Origin of the sequence: Gottfriedia sp. NPDC056225, assembly GCF_042267765.1 — a bacterium.
Lineage (GTDB): Bacteria > Bacillota > Bacilli > Bacillales > Bacillaceae_G > Gottfriedia.
In genome coordinates, this window is the sequence record NZ_JBHJTJ010000012.1 from 63,066 (window position 1) to 81,179 (window position 18,114).

The window sequence follows — 18,114 nt, forward strand, 5'->3', positions numbered from 1 at the left end:
AATAAGTCAAACTGTTCAACTTACCGCCTTATAAAATTTATATTTTACGGACTAGCGTTGTATCTTTTGCATCACGAACATCCCTCGGATATACACCTAATCCTTTGTCTTTATCTAAATCTAATCCTGATTTTAGCTTATAGGCAGACCATACTAACTTTGCACAATTTTTATCACCAGTATGACTTGTATTACGGTTATTAGCAAAATTGTAAGAGTAGTCATCTTTACCTACTCGACTGTATGCCCAATCGGCAGCTGCATTTCGATTAGCAGTTGTAGTGTTAACGGATTTGACTTGTGCATCTCCTTTGTCTACTAATCTAGCTTTGTAATCTTTGACACGAACTCCCTCTTTTGGAACAGATTCGACTACAGTTTCAGCGTTATAATACATTCCTACATGTCCATGATTTAAGTAGGCAGTTTGTGATGCCGTATAGTAAATCTGGCCTTTTATTCCTGTTCCAACCTGAACAGTACCACCACTCCCCCCTCTAGCTTTTCTTGTTTCTGACAACCCCTGAGCTTCGTCTTGTTTAAGCTCATTAAAAAGTTGTTCTAATATAGCTTCTTTCGTATCACCAGTGTTTTTAGAAATGGATTCAACGTCCTTTAACAATTCTTTTTCTGTAACATCAGGTTGTAATGCTAAAATTTCATTTACATAAGGTAAATCGTTTGTATTAGCATAGCTAATAGGTGTTCCAGTTAAGACTAAACTAACTGATAAGACACTTACTCCGATTAATTTTTTCATTTAAACGTCTCCTTTTACAAATAATTTTCTATATTTGAAATAGAGAGTGATATGTGTTGTTTATTAATTTCACTGTCGAATCATTCATCACAATTCTATACAAGAATAGTATACAAGGATAAGTTTACTAAAATTTACTAAAATTTAGTCCCTTTTGTGACACTTTTTAATTTCTTGAAGTGTGCATAAACATACTCCTTCCGATAATTAGTACAGGGTACAAGGTAAAGCGTAAGATAAAGCTATTTAAAGAAAAAAATTTCCTAACTTCTTTCTCACCTTTAAATGGCTTAAAACAGAAAGAAGACTCGCCGATTTGCGAGCCTTTAGTCGAAGACAGAGACGTAGTTACAATTATATTTTTCCTAAAATTGGCTACAATGTCGATCTTCCTTCACTGCTGCCAACTTATACTTCCTTAATGCGTAAAAAAATCTACAACTTAAGTCGCAGATTTTTTTGATTCATTCAGTTTGTGCTCTAAAAATTCTTGAGACTTTCCTTTTGGAATACTCAAACTCTTAAATTCATCATTTTTTATCAACTTAACTATATAAACTATTTGACCAATATGGTATCCGTAATGACTTATTTGTCTATGTATTGCCTGTAATACGGTATGTTCTTCACCACGTATTTTAACCGTTTTTAGTACATCCTCTTCTTTTAAACTCTCAAGTGTGTTAAAAACAACATTCCACCCTTTATTCCAATTAGTTAATAGGTCATCTTTAGATTTGTAATTGCCCTCAAATTCAACATCACGATTTCTCCATGGTTTTTCACCATCTGTCGTCAGAAAATCTGTAAATCTCGAGATCATATTACCACTTAAATGCTTAACAATAATGGAAATACTATTCGATTCACTAGATGGATGCCAATGAAGCTCCTCATTATCCAACTGATCTATAGAACGATCACCTAGCTTTTTTATTCCTTGGAATTCTTTTAAACTATTCGATAGAAAATGTTTTGCGATTGACATACTTGCCCCTCCAATACTATAGTTTCATACTCTTTAATTGTATGAATAGTATAAAAACTTATTGATTAATAAATCAAATTTTTTGATTTATTCCTTCACCAAATGTTAATAATTCCTATTTTATTATAAATAAAACAGCGTTAGTAAACTGAAATAAACCTTTTGTGTTCTTTTAATACTTCATCATTAATTAGAATTTAGCTCATCGTTTCTATACTGAAGACTTTAAATATGGTAGTGCAATGTTTTTATCAATCATGTTACCTTTAACTGCAATTATTATTTTATTATACAATGATACAATTAATTTATTATTTTATATTTTTCTAGGTTTAACAACATGCTCCTTATTGTGGAGCTGGATCGATGCATTTTGAATACTAGAATAAATAATTTCAATGAGACGGTTGAACAGTCTATTTTGGATCATATTCGAGAAACTAGAAATGCTTAAGAGTAAAAAATGAGACAAGTAAAAATTTAGTGATAGATATTTATAGGACATTACACATTTTATTTGGACGAAATGTGTAATGTCCTTTTATATAACTAGTACATTGTGTTAGTTTCATACTAAGAAGGCGATTAAGGTGATCTCTAATTAGTCGTAACAGTTAGTAAAATAAAGAATCTAATTAGTTTAATTACACAGTTGCTCTTACGATGTAACAAGAAAAAGTAATTGGTATCCCATCCTTTGTAGCATTTTGTTCAAATATTTGATTTACTTTCGAATAATTTTCTTCAATTAATCTTATATATATTATTGGTTTTTGTCCAAAACACCGTAGTTTAAAAACATCATTTGGTGTATGCAAAAATTCAATACTTTTCACAATTTGAATCTCGAAATAAGCATATCTTGCAAGATTAAGTTTTTCCTTTAAATTATCTAAAATTGGTGTTCCTTCAGATTTGGATTCAAATAGATTAGGAAATAACAAGGGTAATTCAGATCCTAAGTCATCACCAGGGTGAAGCCCAAGAATTTTCCCACCTTTTTTTACCACACGATTCAGTTCGAGATATGCAGTTGTAGGTCCTTTTCGATTGTATGCACAATCAAATTCACCTGATTTAAAAGGCAGGCCATCTTTAATATTACCAACCACAAAAAACACGTTTTGTTTTTTGTTCTTATTTCCAATTTTAATGAAGTCCTCTGTTACATCAAAACCCACAATTTCTTTAGCAATTGAGCTACAATTAAGAGTGATTTCCCCGTGTCCGCATCCAACATCTAACACTCTTTTATTACCAATCATTTGTGTAACTTCTTCTATAAAATTAGTCTCTCCGTTTGGCTCTGTTAGTGTCGAATCCCAAGTATAGGAGTATACTCCATATAAGTTAGCAAGCTGCTTATACCACTCTTTAGAATGTGGTGTTATCCAATCCGTATGAGTTGTAGGATCAATTAGTTTCATAAAAAATACACCTCCATTATACATATACAGAATTAAATAATATTCCTTACCGTAATAGAAATACCTTCTTTTATTTAGTAAATCTTTATTGAACTAAAATGCTAAATAGTGAACAGAGGATGAGCAATTAACGGTTTTCATAGTATAAGGAATTAAATGTTTTATGCTACTATTCGGCCATTTAATTAAAGAGAACCTAGTTTTATTTAATAGTTCAACACAGTAACAGAACGGTTTATTTTATGCGATTTTGTACGTGTTTTTAAATTGCTAGGAATTAATATTTATTATCAAGCAGGAATTTAGATTAAAAAAATCTAAGAATTATTATAAATAAACTAACAATTATTGACTATTTTTACTAAAAAAGGAGCGTTTATATGAAACAATCAACTTATATTTTTACTGCATTAATCATTGGATTATCAATAGTTTCAGCTGCAATACTTTTTAATCATACTGTAACAACTACAGTAAAAGATATTACGTTGTTACAACAAAAAGTAATTTCACCTAATACCTTAATGACAAAAAAGGACCTATCTAACTATTTAAATATTAGTGTGGATTCAATTGACAAAATAATTGAAGAAGATGTGATTTCGAAAGCAAAAGCAACAGAAAGTGGCGGCTATGATACGTATCAGTTTATACCTTATTTAAAAATCGATGACCAAGAAAGATTTATTAAAAGTGAAATCGACAAATGGTTAAGGTATAAGGCAATTGGAAGTGAATCATAAAATTGAAGGGCTGATTAAAAAGAAAAAACTTAAATGTGTATAAAAGACTGTTGCGTTTTTAAATACGCAAAAAAGTAAATAAAGTAAGCTATTAATCTTTAATTCTCTAAAAGCCAAAATTAAAGTTCTAATCTTATCATTTATTAGCAGAATTATCAGTAAACCGTTGTGTATTAGAAAGACCTTATATATATTTAAAGTACAACATGACAAAAACCTCGCTCATATTTCGTTTGATTTACTTTATGCATTATTAAGGAGGATAAAAGATGGAAGAAATAATTGAAAAAGCAATACAAGATGTTTACCCAGATGATTTCGCTTGGTGTTATGGATGCGGTCGATTAAATAAAGATGGTCACCATCTTCGAACTGGTTGGCAAGGTGATAAAACGGTTACGATCTTTACACCTGAATCAAAATACATAGGAATTCCAGGTTTTATTTATGGTGGTCTAATTGCCTCATTAATTGATTGCCACGGGTCAGGGTCTGCCGCACTTGCTTTACACCGTAAGAATGGGAATGAAATTGGTGATGGATCAATTCCACCTAGATTTGTTACTGCTAACCTCAATGTGGAATTTGTAGCTCCAACTCCACAAGATGTGCCACTAAAAGCAATTGGAACTGTCGAAGAAATCCATCCTAAAAGATGGAAAGTTCATACAGAACTTTTTGCAAATGATATTCTTTGTGCTCGCGCAGAGGTAGTTCTCGTTGTAATGCCTAGTACATTTATCAAATAAAAAAACTAACTCTTTTCAAACCACAAATACGATCAAGCTAAGAGAAGTCCTCTTAGCTTTTTTTAATTTAGGAAGGTGGCTTGTTAAACTAATTTACTAAAATAACTCCTCATAAAAATAATTGTCACTGATCGAATAGATGCTTAAGACTATTTTTCATTTGTCCTCTAAATTCCATTGAAATTAAATTATTTTTATTCAACAGTTTAGAGTAATAAAAAAAAGACCACCGAAGTAGTCGATTCATAGACAAAATTATTATTAAATATTTGTAAACAAATTTAACAAGTACTTATAATAATCAAATGATATCGAACTTTCATTATGATGGATTACTATGCTCTTCTTTTTATTAAACGAAGAGTCTCGTTGCCAATTCGATAATTTGGCCAAATGATTAATATTAGGTCTCGTTACTGAATTTGTCAGGTAGGCTGAGCGGAATGCCCCTGGTCTTCTCATTCTATTTAGGTTAAAAATTATTTGCTCAGCTGGCATGATCCCTAATCCGTGTCCGAAAAACGTACCATCTCCTAAAACAACGGCATTTTCGCCTCTCCACTCAGGGGTTAGAAAAGAAAAATCTGGATTATTAAAATATACGACATCTCCAGGAATAATAGGGGCATATTGTGCACTTATTCCTAAGTCAGGATCAGCGTGCCAGCCATATAAATAGATGTTTTGAAAAATTTGATTAAATAGGTTTTCACCAATAAGATTTAAGACCGCATTGTAAAAGATAATGACCATTGCCGTTGCGCATTCAAAAGCATAATAAGGACTGTTAATGAAAATATCTTTAATTGCGTCAGAAGGTTTCACACCTTGCCTTAATAGAAATCCTCCGGTACCCATTAATTGCCAGTACATTGGATTACATCGAGATTTTGCAAATACTGCAAAATTTATCCTGCTTTGATACATAGCTCTTGCACTTAAAATGATATTATTTCGCAAAATATTTTCAAACTCATTAATCGATCGATATTCATGTTCCGCCTGATCTTCATTTATCCTTTGAATTAACATTTTAACAAAACTGTCTGATGGTCCTATGTCAGTTTGTTGAATGGACGTCCCCGAAAAATGATCCATAGTATACCTCTTTTCAACATCAAGTATTAATTTCCATATACACCCATCTTATTCAAACAACGCTTAGAAGTGTATATTCGCCGTGGACCTTTCCCGCTGCTACTTTTTTGTTTAGCGCAAATTTAAATATAAATTGAAGCTTCAATGAAAAATTAGTCATGAATAACGTCACAATTGTTCTTTATCATCTTGTTTAACAAGCATATTCTGTTCACATAATAAGATTATTTTATTTATAACTACCTTTCGACCGACACCACCTGCTTTTTAACCTATGTTTGTAATTTCAAATCTAAAATTATTATAAAAATGGTGCCATTTTGTGTGAGATTGTTCAGTTTTAATTACTGTTCCTACTGTTTATTTGTTTCCACTCATTGTTTATTAAACATTTTCATATTTCTTCGAGCTTTTCTAGAACTTATTTGCACTTATGAATTTTTTGTTTGCAGTTTTTACGATTTTAATTGCAGTTTTTACGATTTTAATTGCACTTTTGATATTTTTATTTACACTTTCACCTTTTTTATTTGCACCTCTTTTTTTATTTGCACTCCCCTCAAATTTAATTGCAGCTCCCACCATTTTATCTGCACTTTCTGCCGATCTAAAATCTCTCATCAAAAAACAAACAAAAAAAAGATGACTCCAAAAAAGTCATCTTCCCTACTCTAAGTATTAAACTTCTACAGTCATCCAACTAGCATCTTGTGGATTTTTTCTCCATGCTGTTAGTTTTGCTACGTGTTCTTCTTCGATTGAGCCTTGTTCTTTTGCTACTTCAACTAAAGTGTCATAGTCAGTTAGTGAGTCATATGTTACGTCATTTGCAGTGAATTTTTCAACTGCTGCTGGAAGGTTGTAAGTAAAGATTGATACTACTCCTAATACTTCGCAGCCTGCTTCGCGAAGTGCATCAACGCATGTAATTACGCTGCCGCCAGTTGAGATTAAATCTTCTACTACAACCACTTTTTGTCCAGCTTGGATAGGGCCTTCGATTTGATTTCCTTTGCCGTGTCCTTTTGCTGAGCTACGTACATATACCATTGGTAATTCCATTAAATCACTTGTCCATGCTGCGTGAGGAATACCTGCAGTTGCAGTTCCCGCGATTACATCTACGTTACCAAATTTAGTTTGAATTAATTCTACTAAACCTTTTGCAATGTTTTTGCGAATTTCTGGATAGCCAAGAGTTAGGCGATTATCACAATAGATTGGAGATTTGATTCCTGATGCCCAAGTAAATGGATTTTCAGGTTGAAGGCTTACTGCCCCAATGCTTAGTAAGTTTGCTGCGATATTTTTTTTCATATTGTTACGCCCTCCCATTGTGCTAATATTTCTTCATATGCTTCTACTGGATTTTCGCTTTTTGTAATACTGCGCCCTACTACAATATAGCTACTCCCTAATTGTCTAGCTTTCGCTGGAGTTGTTACACGTACTTGATCATCTACACTATTATCGGCTAGACGGATGCCAGGTGTTACAGTAATAAAGTTCTCACTTTCAACTGCTGCTTTCACTAACTCTACATCTAGTGGAGAGCAGACTACACCATCTAGTCCACTTTCTTCTGTAATAGCAGCATAAAGTTTAATTGAATCCTTTAAGGAAGAAAGTCCTTGTTCGTGGATTACTTGCTCTTCTGATGTGCTTGTAAGTTGTGTTACAGCAATTAGTAAAGGTCTTTTTTTGCCGATAGGCGTGCCTTCTTCTAGTCCTTCTAATGCTGCTTTCATCATTTTTGTTCCACCAGCTGCATGGACATTCGTCATATCTACTTCTAAAGATGCGATATTTTTCATTGCATGTTTTACTGTATTTGGAATATCATGAAGCTTCAAATCTAAGAAGATTTGATGTCCTAATTCTTTTAATTCCGTAATGATCGCTGGACCCTCTTTGTAAAATAACTCCATCCCTACCTTTACATATAGAGACTGTTGAAATTTTTTTACAAAATTCATAACTTCATCTTTTGATGAAAAATCAAGCGCGATGACCACTTGTGATGACATGTTGTTTCCAGCTCCTTCCAATACATTCTTCAATCGACTGATATCCATATTTGTGTAGTACTTCTGGTAGTTCTTCAATGATTGTTGGACAAGCAAATGGATCAACAAAGTTTGCCGTTCCTACACCGATTGCACTTGCTCCCGCTAGGAAAAATTCTAGTGCATCTTCAGCGTTCATTACGCCACCCATTCCGATAATCGGGATGTTTACTACTTGACTTACATCATGAATCATTCGAATCGCTACTGGTTTAATTGCAGGACCAGATAGTCCACCAGTTTTATTTGCAAGAATCGGTTTTCCCGTTCTTAAATCTAGTCTCATACCTAGTAGTGTATTGATCATTGTTAAACCATCTGCACCTGCATTTTCAATTGCTTTTGCGATTTCAACAATATTCGTTACATTAGGTGATAATTTTACATAAAGTGGAACTTCGCTTACTTCTTTAACTTTCTTCGTCACTTCTGCCGCTGTTGCTGCATCAGTTCCAAATGCAATCCCACCACATTTTACATTTGGACATGAAATGTTTAATTCTAATGCTTTTACATTACTTACTTTTGATATTTCTTTTGCAACTGTTACGTAGTCTTCGATAGTAGACCCAGCAATATTTGCAACGATTGGTACATCATAGTTTGATAACCATTTTAATTCTTCGTTAATTACTTTTTCTAAACCAGGGTTTTGAAGTCCGATTGCATTTAACATCCCCGCCTGTGTTTCAGCTACACGAGGTGTTTCATTTCCGTATCTTGTTTCAACCGTTGTTGCTTTTATCATAATAGCTCCAAGAATGCTTAGATCGTATAGATTTGCAAACTCTCTACCAAATCCGAAGCAACCAGAAGCTGGCATAATAGGATTTTTTAAATCTAAGCCAGGAAGTTTTGTTTGTAATGAAATCATAGTACTACCTCCTCAGCTTGGAATACTGGTCCATCGCTACAAATTTTACGATATGAACCGTCTTCAGTATGGCATACACATGCGAAACAAGCTCCGATTCCACAGCCCATGCGTTCTTCAAGTGATATATAGCCATCCTTCATACCTTTATATTGCTGTTGTAATGCCTTTAACATTACTGTTGGACCACATGCAAAGTATTGATCAAATTGAAGCCCTTTTTCACGAATTACATCTGTTACGAATCCTTTCGTACCTAGAGTTCCATCTACTGTTGCCATGTAAGTTGGACCTAGTTCTGAGAACTCTTTTTCATAAAAAGCCACATTGCTTGATGCAAATCCTAGTACATGAATAACATTTACACCACGTGCTTTAAATTGCTTAGAAAGTTCATACATCGGAGGTACTCCAATTCCACCACCGACAAGTAGAGCTGTATCACCTTCTGAAAGAGTTTCAACATCATACCCTTGACCTAGAGGACCTAATACATCAACCTGTTGTCCAACGCTTGCTTCTTTTAAAAGCTTTGTTCCTTCACCTTCTGCGCGGAATATCATCGTGAACTCACTTTTCTCTTTGTCGATCGAACATATACTGATTGGTCTTCTTAATAGTGGTGTTAGTCCACCAGTCACTTTTATATGGACGAACTGCCCAGGAGAGTGCATCTCCTGAACAAGTTCACCTTTTAATGTCATTTCGACAATTTGATGGGCAATTTCTCTGTTTGAGACAATTGTCATGAGTTCTTTTTTTATCATACTAATACGCCAGCCTTCATTTCTTTGTTTGTTAGAGCAGAAGTTGAGAATGTTAAGCTTTCAATTACTGATAGAATCGCAGTTGCTGTATCTAGTGAAGTTAAGCAAACAACTCCATTTTCAACTGATTCACGGCGAATTCTGAAACCATCACGAGCTGGTTTTTTACCTTTTGTTAAAGTGTTGATAACAAACTGTGCATCTCCGCGCTTAATCATGTCTAGCATATTGTCTTCATGCTCGTTAATTTTATTTACTGCTTTAACTGGTACACCGTGGTTTTCTAAGTGATTTTTAGTTCCTTCTGTACCGAATACTGTAAATCCAATTTCATGGAAGCGTTTTGCGATATCTACTACTTCTTCTTTATCTTTATCAGCTACTGTAATGATAACTGATCCGTGAGTTGGGATTTGCATTCCAGCAGCTACTAATGCTTTGTATAATGCCTTTTGAAGACTTACATCTTTACCCATTACTTCTCCAGTTGATTTCATTTCAGGGCCTAATGTTATATCTACTGAGCGTAGTTTAGCGAAAGAGAACACTGGTGCTTTTACATAAACTTCATTTCCTTCAGGATGATAGCCAGTTGCATATCCGAATGATGCTAATGTTTGACCAAGAATTACTTTCGTTGCAATATTCGCCATTGGTACATTTGTAATTTTACTTAAGAAAGGTACTGTACGGCTTGATCTTGGGTTTACTTCTAGTACGAATACTTCATCTTTATCTGTTACAACAAACTGGATGTTTAGTAATCCTTTGATATTTAAGCCTTTTGCTAGTTTAATTGTGTATTCGATTAATTTTTGTTTCGCAGCATCTGATACATTTTGTGTTGGATATACTGCGATTGAATCTCCAGAGTGAACTCCAGCTCGTTCGATATGCTCCATAATACCTGGGATGTATACATCGATTCCGTCTGAAATTGCATCTACTTCAATTTCTTTACCTGTTAGGTAACGGTCAACTAGTACTGGATGTTCTGGATTAATTTTTACTGCATTTTGCATATAGTGAAGAATCTCTTCACGGTGGTATACAATCTCCATTGCACGTCCACCTAGTACATACGATGGTCTTACTAATACTGGGTAACCAATTTCATCAGCGATTGCCGCTGCTTCTTCAGGTGTCATTGCTGTTTTACCTAGAGGCTGTGGTACACCTAACTTTTGAAGTGCTTCTTCAAACTTGTCACGATCTTCTGCACGATCTAAATCTTCTAGTGAAGTTCCAAGAATTTTCACACCACGTTCTACTAACTTAGCTGCTAGATTTATTGCTGTTTGACCACCGAATTGTACGACTACACCCATTGGTTTTTCTAAATCGATAATGTGCATTACATCTTCAATCGTTAATGGCTCGAAATAAAGTTTGTCTGAGATACTGAAGTCAGTTGAAACTGTTTCTGGGTTGTTGTTGATGATTATTGCTTCGTATCCAGCTTCTTTAATTGCTCTTACACAATGTACTGTCGCATAGTCAAACTCAATACCTTGACCGATTCGAATCGGACCAGATCCTAGTACTACTACACTTGTTTTATCCGTTACGATTGACTCGTTTTCGATTTCATATGTTCCATAGAAGTATGGAGTTGTAGATTCAAACTCAGCAGAACATGTATCAACCATTTTATATACTGGAATGATTTGATTTTGTTTTCTAAAGTCGTAAATTTCTTTATTTGTTGCATTCCATTTTGCTGCGATGTAATCATCACTGAAGCCCATTTTCTTAGCTTTTAAAAGTACATCTAGTTCAAAATGGTTTTCTTCAATTTGTTTTTCCATTTTAATGATGTTTTCAATTTTGTGTAGGAAGAAGAAATCTATTTTTGTAATTGAGTGTATTTCTTCTAATGTCATACCCGTTCTCATTGCTTCAGCAACGATGTATAGTCTTTCATCATCAGCTTTAGCCATGCGAGCAATCTTTTCTTCTTTAGACAGTTCTTTTACTGCGTTAAGTTCGATGTGATTTACTCCTAATTCTAGTGAGCGAACCGCTTTTAATAATGACTCTTCAAGTGTTCTACCGATCGCCATTACTTCTCCAGTTGCTTTCATTTGTGTTCCTAACTGACGGTTTGCAGTTTCGAACTTATCAAATGGCCAACGTGGAATTTTTGATACGATATAGTCTAATGCTGGCTCGAAGCAAGCATAAGTTTTCTTAGTAACTGGGTTAATCATTTCATCTAGTGTTAAGCCTACTGCGATTTTCGCTGCTAATTTTGCAATCGGATAACCTGTAGCTTTTGAAGCTAGTGCACTTGAACGTGATACACGTGGGTTTACTTCGATTACATAGTATTGGAAGCTATGCGCGTCTAGTGCAAGCTGTACGTTACATCCACCTTCGATTCCTAGTGCACGAATGATTTTTAATGATACATTTCGTAGCATTTGATATTCGCGGTCACTTAATGTTTGAGATGGAGCTACTACGATTGAATCTCCTGTATGAACACCAACTGGGTCAATGTTTTCCATGTTACATACTACAATCGCATGGTCATTTGCATCTCGCATTACTTCATACTCAATTTCTTTGAAACCAGCGATACTTTTTTCTAATAAACATTGTGTTACTGGGCTATTTTTTAATCCGCTTGCTACGATTTCTTTTAAATCTTCTTCATCATTACAAATTCCTCCACCTGTTCCTCCAAGAGTAAAGGCAGGTCTTACGATAACTGGGTAGCCAATTTCTGCTACGAAGTCATATGCTTCTTCTAAAGTATGGATGATTACACTTTCTGGTACTGGCTCGTTTAAGTCGTTCATTAACGTTCTGAATAGATCGCGGTCTTCTGCACGGTTAATCGCTTCTAGAGTTGTTCCTAAAATTTTTACTCCACACTCTTTTAATACACCAGATTTATCTAATTCTACCGCTAGATTAAGTCCTGTTTGACCACCTAATGTCGGTAAAAGTGCATCTGGGCGTTCTTTACGAATGATTCGACTAACGAAATCTACTGTTAGTGGCTCGATGTATACTTTATCTGCTGTTTGTACATCTGTCATAATTGTTGCAGGGTTTGAGTTTACAAGAATTACTTTGTATCCTTCTTCTTTCAATGCCTGACAAGCCTGAGTTCCAGCATAGTCAAATTCTGCTGCTTGACCGATTATGATTGGTCCTGATCCGATTACTAAGATTGATTTTATGTCTACGCGTTTTGGCATTGTAAGTTCCCCTCTCTCTTCTGTGCTTCCATCATGCTAATAAATTCGTCAAATAAGTAGTTTGCATCTTCTGGTCCTGGTGATGCTTCTGGGTGATATTGTACTGTGAAAGCTGGATATTTCTTGTGTTTAAGTCCTTCTACTGTTCCATCATTTAATGCAACATGTGTTACTTCTAAGTCAGTTCCTTCAATTGACTCTGTTTCTACAGCATAACCGTGGTTTTGTGAAGTGATTGCTACTTTTCCTGTTTCTAAGTGCTTAACTGGATGGTTCGCTCCACGGTGTCCGAATTTAAGTTTTGAAGTATTTCCTCCATTTGCTAAAGCGAATAATTGGTGACCTAAGCAAATTCCGAATAATGGTACTTTACCAACTACTTCTTTAATCATTTCGATTGCTACTTGAACATCTTTTGGATCTCCAGGTCCATTACTTAGCATAATTCCATCTGGAGCTAGTAAGAATATTTCTTTTGCCGATACGTTATAAGGTACAACTGTAACGTCACATTTACGATTTGTTAATTCTCTTAAGATACCGTGTTTCATACCGAAATCTACTAAAACCACTCGGTGTCCTCTACCTGGACTTCTATATGGTTTGTGTGTAGAAACTCGCTCTACATGATTTGTGAATAACGGTGTGTTTGCTAATTCTGCAACTACTTCATCAACATTCGCTTCCATGCTGCAGAACTTTCCTTTCATCGTTCCTACTTCACGTAACTTTTTCGTTAACATCCGTGTATCGATTCCTGCTAGACCCGGGATTCCTTTGTCTTTACAGTATTGATCTAAACTCATTTTGTTTCGGAAATTTGATGGGTGCTCAGCATATTCCTTTACAATTAAGCCGTGAACTGCTGGTACGATACTTTCAAAATCCTCTAAATTAATTCCGTAGTTACCTACTAATGGGTAAGTGAATGTTACGATTTGTCCACAGTAAGATGGGTCAGTTAATACTTCTTGATATCCTGTCATACCTGTTGTAAATACTATTTCTCCTGTTGTTTCAACTTCGCTACCAAATCCTTCTCCTACAAAAACTGTACCGTCTTCTAATATTAATTGACGCATCATACTGTTAATTCCTCTCTTTCATATACTAATTTGCCATTTACCATTGTCATTACCGGCCAACCTTTACATTTCCAGCCATCAAATGGTGTGTTTTTACCTTTTGAAAGGAATGTTGTTGAATCGATTTCCTCTTCTAACTCTAAGTCGATTACAGTTAAGTCTGCCACCGCTCCAACTTCAATTTTCCCTCTGTTTAAGTTAAAAACTTCAGCAGGTTTAGTTGTTAAAAAGTTGATTAATTGCTGTAATGTCATTTTCCCTGTTTCAACAAAGTGTGTGTTTAATAATGGAAATGCTGTTTCTAATCCTACAATTCCAAATGGTGCTAATTGCATTCCTTGTGCTTTTTCCTCAGCTGTATGAGGTGCATGATCTGTTGCAATCATGTCGATTGTTCCATCCATTAATCCTTCAATTAATGCGTCTCTGTCGATTGCACTTCTTAAAGGTGGATTCATTTTGAAATTTGTATCTAAGCCTGGGATATCATCTTCACAAAGAATTAAATGGTGTGGAGAGACCTCAGCAGTTACATTTATACCAGCTCGTTTAGCATCGCGTACTACTCTTACTGATTCTTTTGTACTGATATGGCAAACATGATAATGACATCCTGTAGCTTCAGCTAGTAAAACATCTCGAGCAATTTGAACACTTTCACAGATTGAAGGGATCCCATTTAAGCCATTTTCTTTTGAAAACTTGCCTTCGTGAACACAACCTTTTTGAATTAGCGTGTTTTCTTCACAGTGTGCAACGATTGATACGTTTAGCTCTGCAGCTTTTTGCATTGCTTTGTACATCATTTCAGCAGATTGAACACCTACACCATCATCTGTGAATGCAAATGCTCCATTTTCTTTTAAGCCTTCGAAGTCTGTTTGCTCTTCACCAGCTTGTCGTATTGTAATTGATGCATATGGTAATACGTTTACAACTGCTGTTTCTTCTATTTTCTTATTTAAAGCTGTTAAGTGTTCGATTGTATCTGGTACTGGACGAGTATTTGGCATTGCTGCAATTGATGTAAATCCACCTCTTGCTGCTGCTTTTGTACCTGTTTCGATTGTCTCCTTATGTTCACCACCTGGCTCGCGAAGATGAACATGAACATCTATTAAACCGGCTGAAAGTAATTTGCCGTTTAATTCAATTTGTACTGCATCTTCATCAACGATTGTTTCAGCGATCACTGAAATTTTTCCATTAACGACTAATACGTCTCTATTTAGAAGTTCACCATTTTCTTGTAAGATGACACCGTTTTTAAACAAGTACTTCATTTTTCATCTCTCCCCATACTGTTGGTAAGGCTCTTTTTAAAACAGCCATTCGTACATATACACCATTTTCCATTTGCTTAAAGATTCTTGATCGCTCGCACTCTACTAATTCACTCGCAATTTCTACATCTCGATTAAATGGAGCTGGATGCATGATGATACTATTAGGTTTCATTTTTGCTTCTCTTTCAATTGTTAGTCCATGGTTTTGTAAGTAATTTTCCATTATGTGATTAGTTTTTCCGTCATGTCTTTCATGCTGTACTCTCAGTAGCATCATCACATCAACTTCTTCAACTAATTCATCTAAATTTTTATATGCTCCATAAGTATTTTTATCGTCTTTCCATTCATCTGGACTTGCGAAGTATACTTTTGCTCCAAGTCTCGTTAGTGCTTCAGCATTAGAGCGAGCAACTCTTGAATGTCTTAAGTCCCCAGCTATTGCTACTTTTAATCCTTCAAAGCTACCAAATTCTTGATTGATCGTTAGTAAGTCAAGTAAGCATTGTGTTGGGTGATTTCCACATCCATCGCCGGCATTCAGGATTGGCATTCCCGCATCTTTAATTTCTTGAAAATACTCGTCTTCAGTGTGACGTATTACAACTGCTTCAACTCCAATTGCTTGAAGTGTTTTAACTGTGTCATATAAAGTTTCACCCTTTTGAATGCTTGAGCTTTCAACCGCTAAATTAATGACCTCAAGACCAAGTTTCTTCTGTGCTACTTCAAAACTAAAGCGAGTTCTCGTACTATTCTCAAAAAACAAATTTGCAACAAATGTCTGACGTTTCAGGCTACTTATTTCTCCATTTGCAAAGTTTTGAGCTTGGTTTAGCAAATCTTGAATTTCTTCTATTGTTAAATCAGACATGGTTAATAAATGATTCATCCGTCTTCCCCCTAAATGAATTTCATCCGTTTTATTTCTGGAGCACTCTATTCTTTGTAAGAATGCCCCACTTAATTGCCATTTATGAAGCTAAGCTATTATCGTTTTGATCTTTTTCAATTTTACGATCGCCACCAATATTCTCTGGTAGTACTAAATTTAAGACTACTCCGATTAGAGCTGATAATGCCATTCCTTCTAGTGCGAATGTCTTACCAATGTGTATTGCAGCTCCACCAATACCTAGTACTAAGATTACTGAAGCGATGATTAAGTTACGCTGTTTAGAGAAATCTGTTTTATTTTCTACAAGTACTCGCAATCCGCTTGAAGCGATGATTCCGAATAGTAGGATTGAGATACCACCCATTACAGGTGTTGGGATTGAGCTAATCACTGCTGATATTTTTCCGATGAATCCGAATACCATGGCGAAGATTGCAGCACCGATGAACAGGTATACGCTGTATGCTCTTGTAATTGCTAGCACTCCTATGTTTTCACCGTAAGTTGTTGTCGTAGGTCCACCGATTAGACCTGCAATCATTGTTGAAACTGCATCTCCGAATAATGACTTATCTAATCCAGGATCTTTAATTAAGTCTTTATTTACAACACTTCCAAGTACTACTTGGTGACCTATATGTTCTGAGATTGTCACGATTGCTACTGGTACAAAGATGATTAGTAGCTGGAATGTGACATGCGGCGTGTAGTTTACAAATGGTACTGAGAAATCTGGTACTGCTAACCAATGTGCTTTTGCAATTCCTGTGAAATCTACTACTCCAAAGAAGATTGAACTTATATATCCACCGATAATTCCTACTAAGATTGGTATGACTGATAAGAAACCTTTTGTGAATAATGCTGTGACGATTGTGATCGCTAGTGTAATTAATGCGATTGTGATTGATGTTGAGCTGTATTTATGGTCTGCTCCGTTCATTGCCATTCCAACCGCTACCGATGATAAGCTTAAACCGATTACGATGATTACCGGTCCAACAACGATTGGTGGTAATACTCTGAACAACCATTTCACGCCTACTTTGTTTATGATTAGTGCGATGACTGCGTAAATAATACCTGTGATGAAAACTCCTACGAACGCTGCACCAGGTTCTAAATTTGTTTTCGCATAGATCATTGGAGCTATGAAAGCGAATGATGACCCTAGGTATGATGGCACTTTCCCTCTAGTGATTAGGACGAATACGATCGTTCCAATTCCACTTGATATTAGTGCGATTGAAGGATTAATTCCGATTAAGATTGGAGCTAATACTGTAGATCCAAACATTGCGAATAAATGTTGTAAACTCAGGAAAAACCATTGACCTAAATTCGGTTTTTCATTTATCTCAAGTACAGGTTTTTGTTTTATCATGTTGATTCCTCCATTTTTTCCCAATAAAAAAACTCTTTGTGATTATACACAAAGAGTCCAATACGTTGCTTAGAAGGCAGCAACTAACTAGACCCTTTGTTAGCCTCTCTGGACCAAATTTAAAAGGGACTTTTATTTTTCAAATATACTTACTTTATCGTGGTCATCTGTTTCCTTTAAAGCTACGACTACTTTTTCATTACTCGATGTTGGAATATTTTTACCAACATAGTCAGCTCTTACTGGAAGTTCACGATGTCCTCGATCTACTAGTACTGCTAATTGAATTTGTGCCGGTCTACCTAGGTCCATAACAGCGTCCATTGCGGCACGAACTGTTCTACCTGTGTAAAGCACATCATCAACTAAAATTACTTTTTTGTTTGTTAGGTCAACAGGAACATTTGAACCTTTCACTAATGGTTCTTTGTTTTCTGTCTTTGTTGATAAATCGTCTCGATAAAGTGTAATATCTAAATCACCCATGATTACATCTTTACCTTCAATTTGTTTAATTCGTTCTGCAATTCGTTTTGCTAGATAAACACCTCTTGTTTTAATTCCTACTAAAACGATGTTTTCAATGCCTTTGTTATTCTCTAGCATTTCATGTGCAATTCTTGTTAGACCACGTCTAATTGCAAGTTCGTCTAAGATGATTGCTTTTTCAGTCATTTACCTTACCTCCTACTTTTAATTTGTAGAAGCAAAAAACCCTCTTGCCCGATGGACAAGAGGGTAGCGTAAAAGGATACAATTATCCCTTTTCATTTTTTCCGC

General features: G+C 35.3%; 17 protein-coding genes. 2 read left to right on the forward strand and 15 right to left on the reverse strand.

The window, feature by feature from the left end:
- Positions 1 to 37: 37 nt before the first annotated feature.
- The 3 genes from ACFCYN_RS10535 to ACFCYN_RS10545 form a co-directional block, all read right to left on the reverse strand.
- Entirely contained in the window at positions 38 to 760 is a 723-nt protein-coding gene (locus tag ACFCYN_RS10535; protein WP_375949183.1) for a YiiX/YebB-like N1pC/P60 family cysteine hydrolase, read from the reverse strand.
- Positions 761 to 1,202: 442 nt separating this feature from the next.
- Positions 1,203 to 1,748 (reverse strand): DUF1572 family protein, encoded by a 546-nt coding sequence (locus ACFCYN_RS10540; protein ID WP_375949185.1) that lies wholly within the window; start codon positions 1,746 to 1,748, stop codon positions 1,203 to 1,205.
- 644 nt (positions 1,749 to 2,392) lie between these two features.
- Positions 2,393 to 3,175: a class I SAM-dependent methyltransferase gene (locus ACFCYN_RS10545; RefSeq protein ID WP_375949187.1), complete on the reverse strand. Its 783-nt coding sequence runs from the start codon at positions 3,173 to 3,175 to the stop codon at positions 2,393 to 2,395.
- A gap of 380 nt (positions 3,176 to 3,555) precedes the next feature.
- Here ACFCYN_RS10545 and ACFCYN_RS10550 point away from each other — a divergent pair, with 380 nt between their 5' ends.
- A complete protein-coding gene (locus ACFCYN_RS10550; RefSeq protein ID WP_172445279.1) occupies positions 3,556 to 3,918 on the forward strand; it encodes a Clp protease ClpB in 363 nt (120 codons plus the stop codon).
- A gap of 269 nt (positions 3,919 to 4,187) precedes the next feature.
- Positions 4,188 to 4,667 (forward strand): PaaI family thioesterase, encoded by a 480-nt coding sequence (locus tag ACFCYN_RS10555; protein WP_172445280.1) that lies wholly within the window; start codon positions 4,188 to 4,190, stop codon positions 4,665 to 4,667.
- A gap of 261 nt (positions 4,668 to 4,928) precedes the next feature.
- Here ACFCYN_RS10555 and ACFCYN_RS10560 read toward each other — a convergent pair whose 3' ends face one another.
- The 12 genes from ACFCYN_RS10560 to pyrR all read right to left on the reverse strand — a co-directional run bounded on the left by ACFCYN_RS10560 (position 4,929) and on the right by pyrR (position 18,009).
- The gene (locus ACFCYN_RS10560; protein ID WP_375949189.1) at positions 4,929 to 5,765 is read right to left on the reverse strand and encodes a protein-glutamine gamma-glutamyltransferase; all 837 of its coding nucleotides are present in this window, start codon (positions 5,763 to 5,765) and stop codon (positions 4,929 to 4,931) included.
- Positions 5,766 to 6,179: 414 nt separating this feature from the next.
- Positions 6,180 to 6,386 carry a hypothetical protein gene (locus ACFCYN_RS10565; RefSeq protein WP_375949191.1) on the reverse strand — a complete coding sequence of 69 codons (207 nt, stop codon included), beginning with the start codon at positions 6,384 to 6,386 and terminating at the stop codon, positions 6,180 to 6,182.
- A 57-nt stretch (positions 6,387 to 6,443) separates the two neighbouring features.
- Entirely contained in the window at positions 6,444 to 7,082 is a 639-nt protein-coding gene (gene pyrE, locus ACFCYN_RS10570) for an orotate phosphoribosyltransferase (RefSeq protein WP_172445283.1), read from the reverse strand.
- Positions 7,079 to 7,792 (reverse strand): orotidine-5'-phosphate decarboxylase, encoded by a 714-nt coding sequence (pyrF, locus tag ACFCYN_RS10575; protein ID WP_172445284.1) that lies wholly within the window; start codon positions 7,790 to 7,792, stop codon positions 7,079 to 7,081. Before pyrF ends, pyrE begins: the two co-directional genes overlap by 4 nt.
- Positions 7,764 to 8,705 (reverse strand): dihydroorotate dehydrogenase, encoded by a 942-nt coding sequence (locus ACFCYN_RS10580; RefSeq protein ID WP_172445285.1) that lies wholly within the window; start codon positions 8,703 to 8,705, stop codon positions 7,764 to 7,766. Before ACFCYN_RS10580 ends, pyrF begins: the two co-directional genes overlap by 29 nt.
- A complete protein-coding gene (locus ACFCYN_RS10585; protein ID WP_098808977.1) occupies positions 8,702 to 9,472 on the reverse strand; it encodes a dihydroorotate dehydrogenase electron transfer subunit in 771 nt (256 codons plus the stop codon). Before ACFCYN_RS10585 ends, ACFCYN_RS10580 begins: the two co-directional genes overlap by 4 nt.
- Complete coding sequence (gene carB / locus ACFCYN_RS10590) at positions 9,469 to 12,681, reverse strand: carbamoyl-phosphate synthase large subunit (protein WP_172445286.1); 3,213 nt, start codon at positions 12,679 to 12,681, stop codon at positions 9,469 to 9,471. The genes ACFCYN_RS10585 and carB overlap by 4 nt, the downstream gene beginning before the upstream one ends.
- The gene (locus ACFCYN_RS10595) at positions 12,666 to 13,766 is read right to left on the reverse strand and encodes a carbamoyl phosphate synthase small subunit (RefSeq protein ID WP_098117591.1); all 1,101 of its coding nucleotides are present in this window, start codon (positions 13,764 to 13,766) and stop codon (positions 12,666 to 12,668) included. The genes carB and ACFCYN_RS10595 overlap by 16 nt, the downstream gene beginning before the upstream one ends.
- Positions 13,763 to 15,049, reverse strand: coding sequence for a dihydroorotase (locus tag ACFCYN_RS10600; RefSeq protein WP_098171286.1), 1,287 nt, complete (start codon positions 15,047 to 15,049; stop codon positions 13,763 to 13,765). The genes ACFCYN_RS10595 and ACFCYN_RS10600 overlap by 4 nt, the downstream gene beginning before the upstream one ends.
- Positions 15,033 to 15,944: an aspartate carbamoyltransferase catalytic subunit gene (locus tag ACFCYN_RS10605; protein WP_375949195.1), complete on the reverse strand. Its 912-nt coding sequence runs from the start codon at positions 15,942 to 15,944 to the stop codon at positions 15,033 to 15,035. The genes ACFCYN_RS10600 and ACFCYN_RS10605 overlap by 17 nt, the downstream gene beginning before the upstream one ends.
- A gap of 82 nt (positions 15,945 to 16,026) precedes the next feature.
- On the reverse strand, positions 16,027 to 17,331 hold the full coding sequence (locus ACFCYN_RS10610) for a solute carrier family 23 protein (RefSeq protein WP_375949234.1): 1,305 nt from the start codon (positions 17,329 to 17,331) through the stop codon (positions 16,027 to 16,029).
- A gap of 135 nt (positions 17,332 to 17,466) precedes the next feature.
- A complete protein-coding gene (gene pyrR, locus ACFCYN_RS10615) occupies positions 17,467 to 18,009 on the reverse strand; it encodes a bifunctional pyr operon transcriptional regulator/uracil phosphoribosyltransferase PyrR (RefSeq protein WP_097975570.1) in 543 nt (180 codons plus the stop codon).
- Positions 18,010 to 18,114 lie beyond the last annotated feature (105 nt).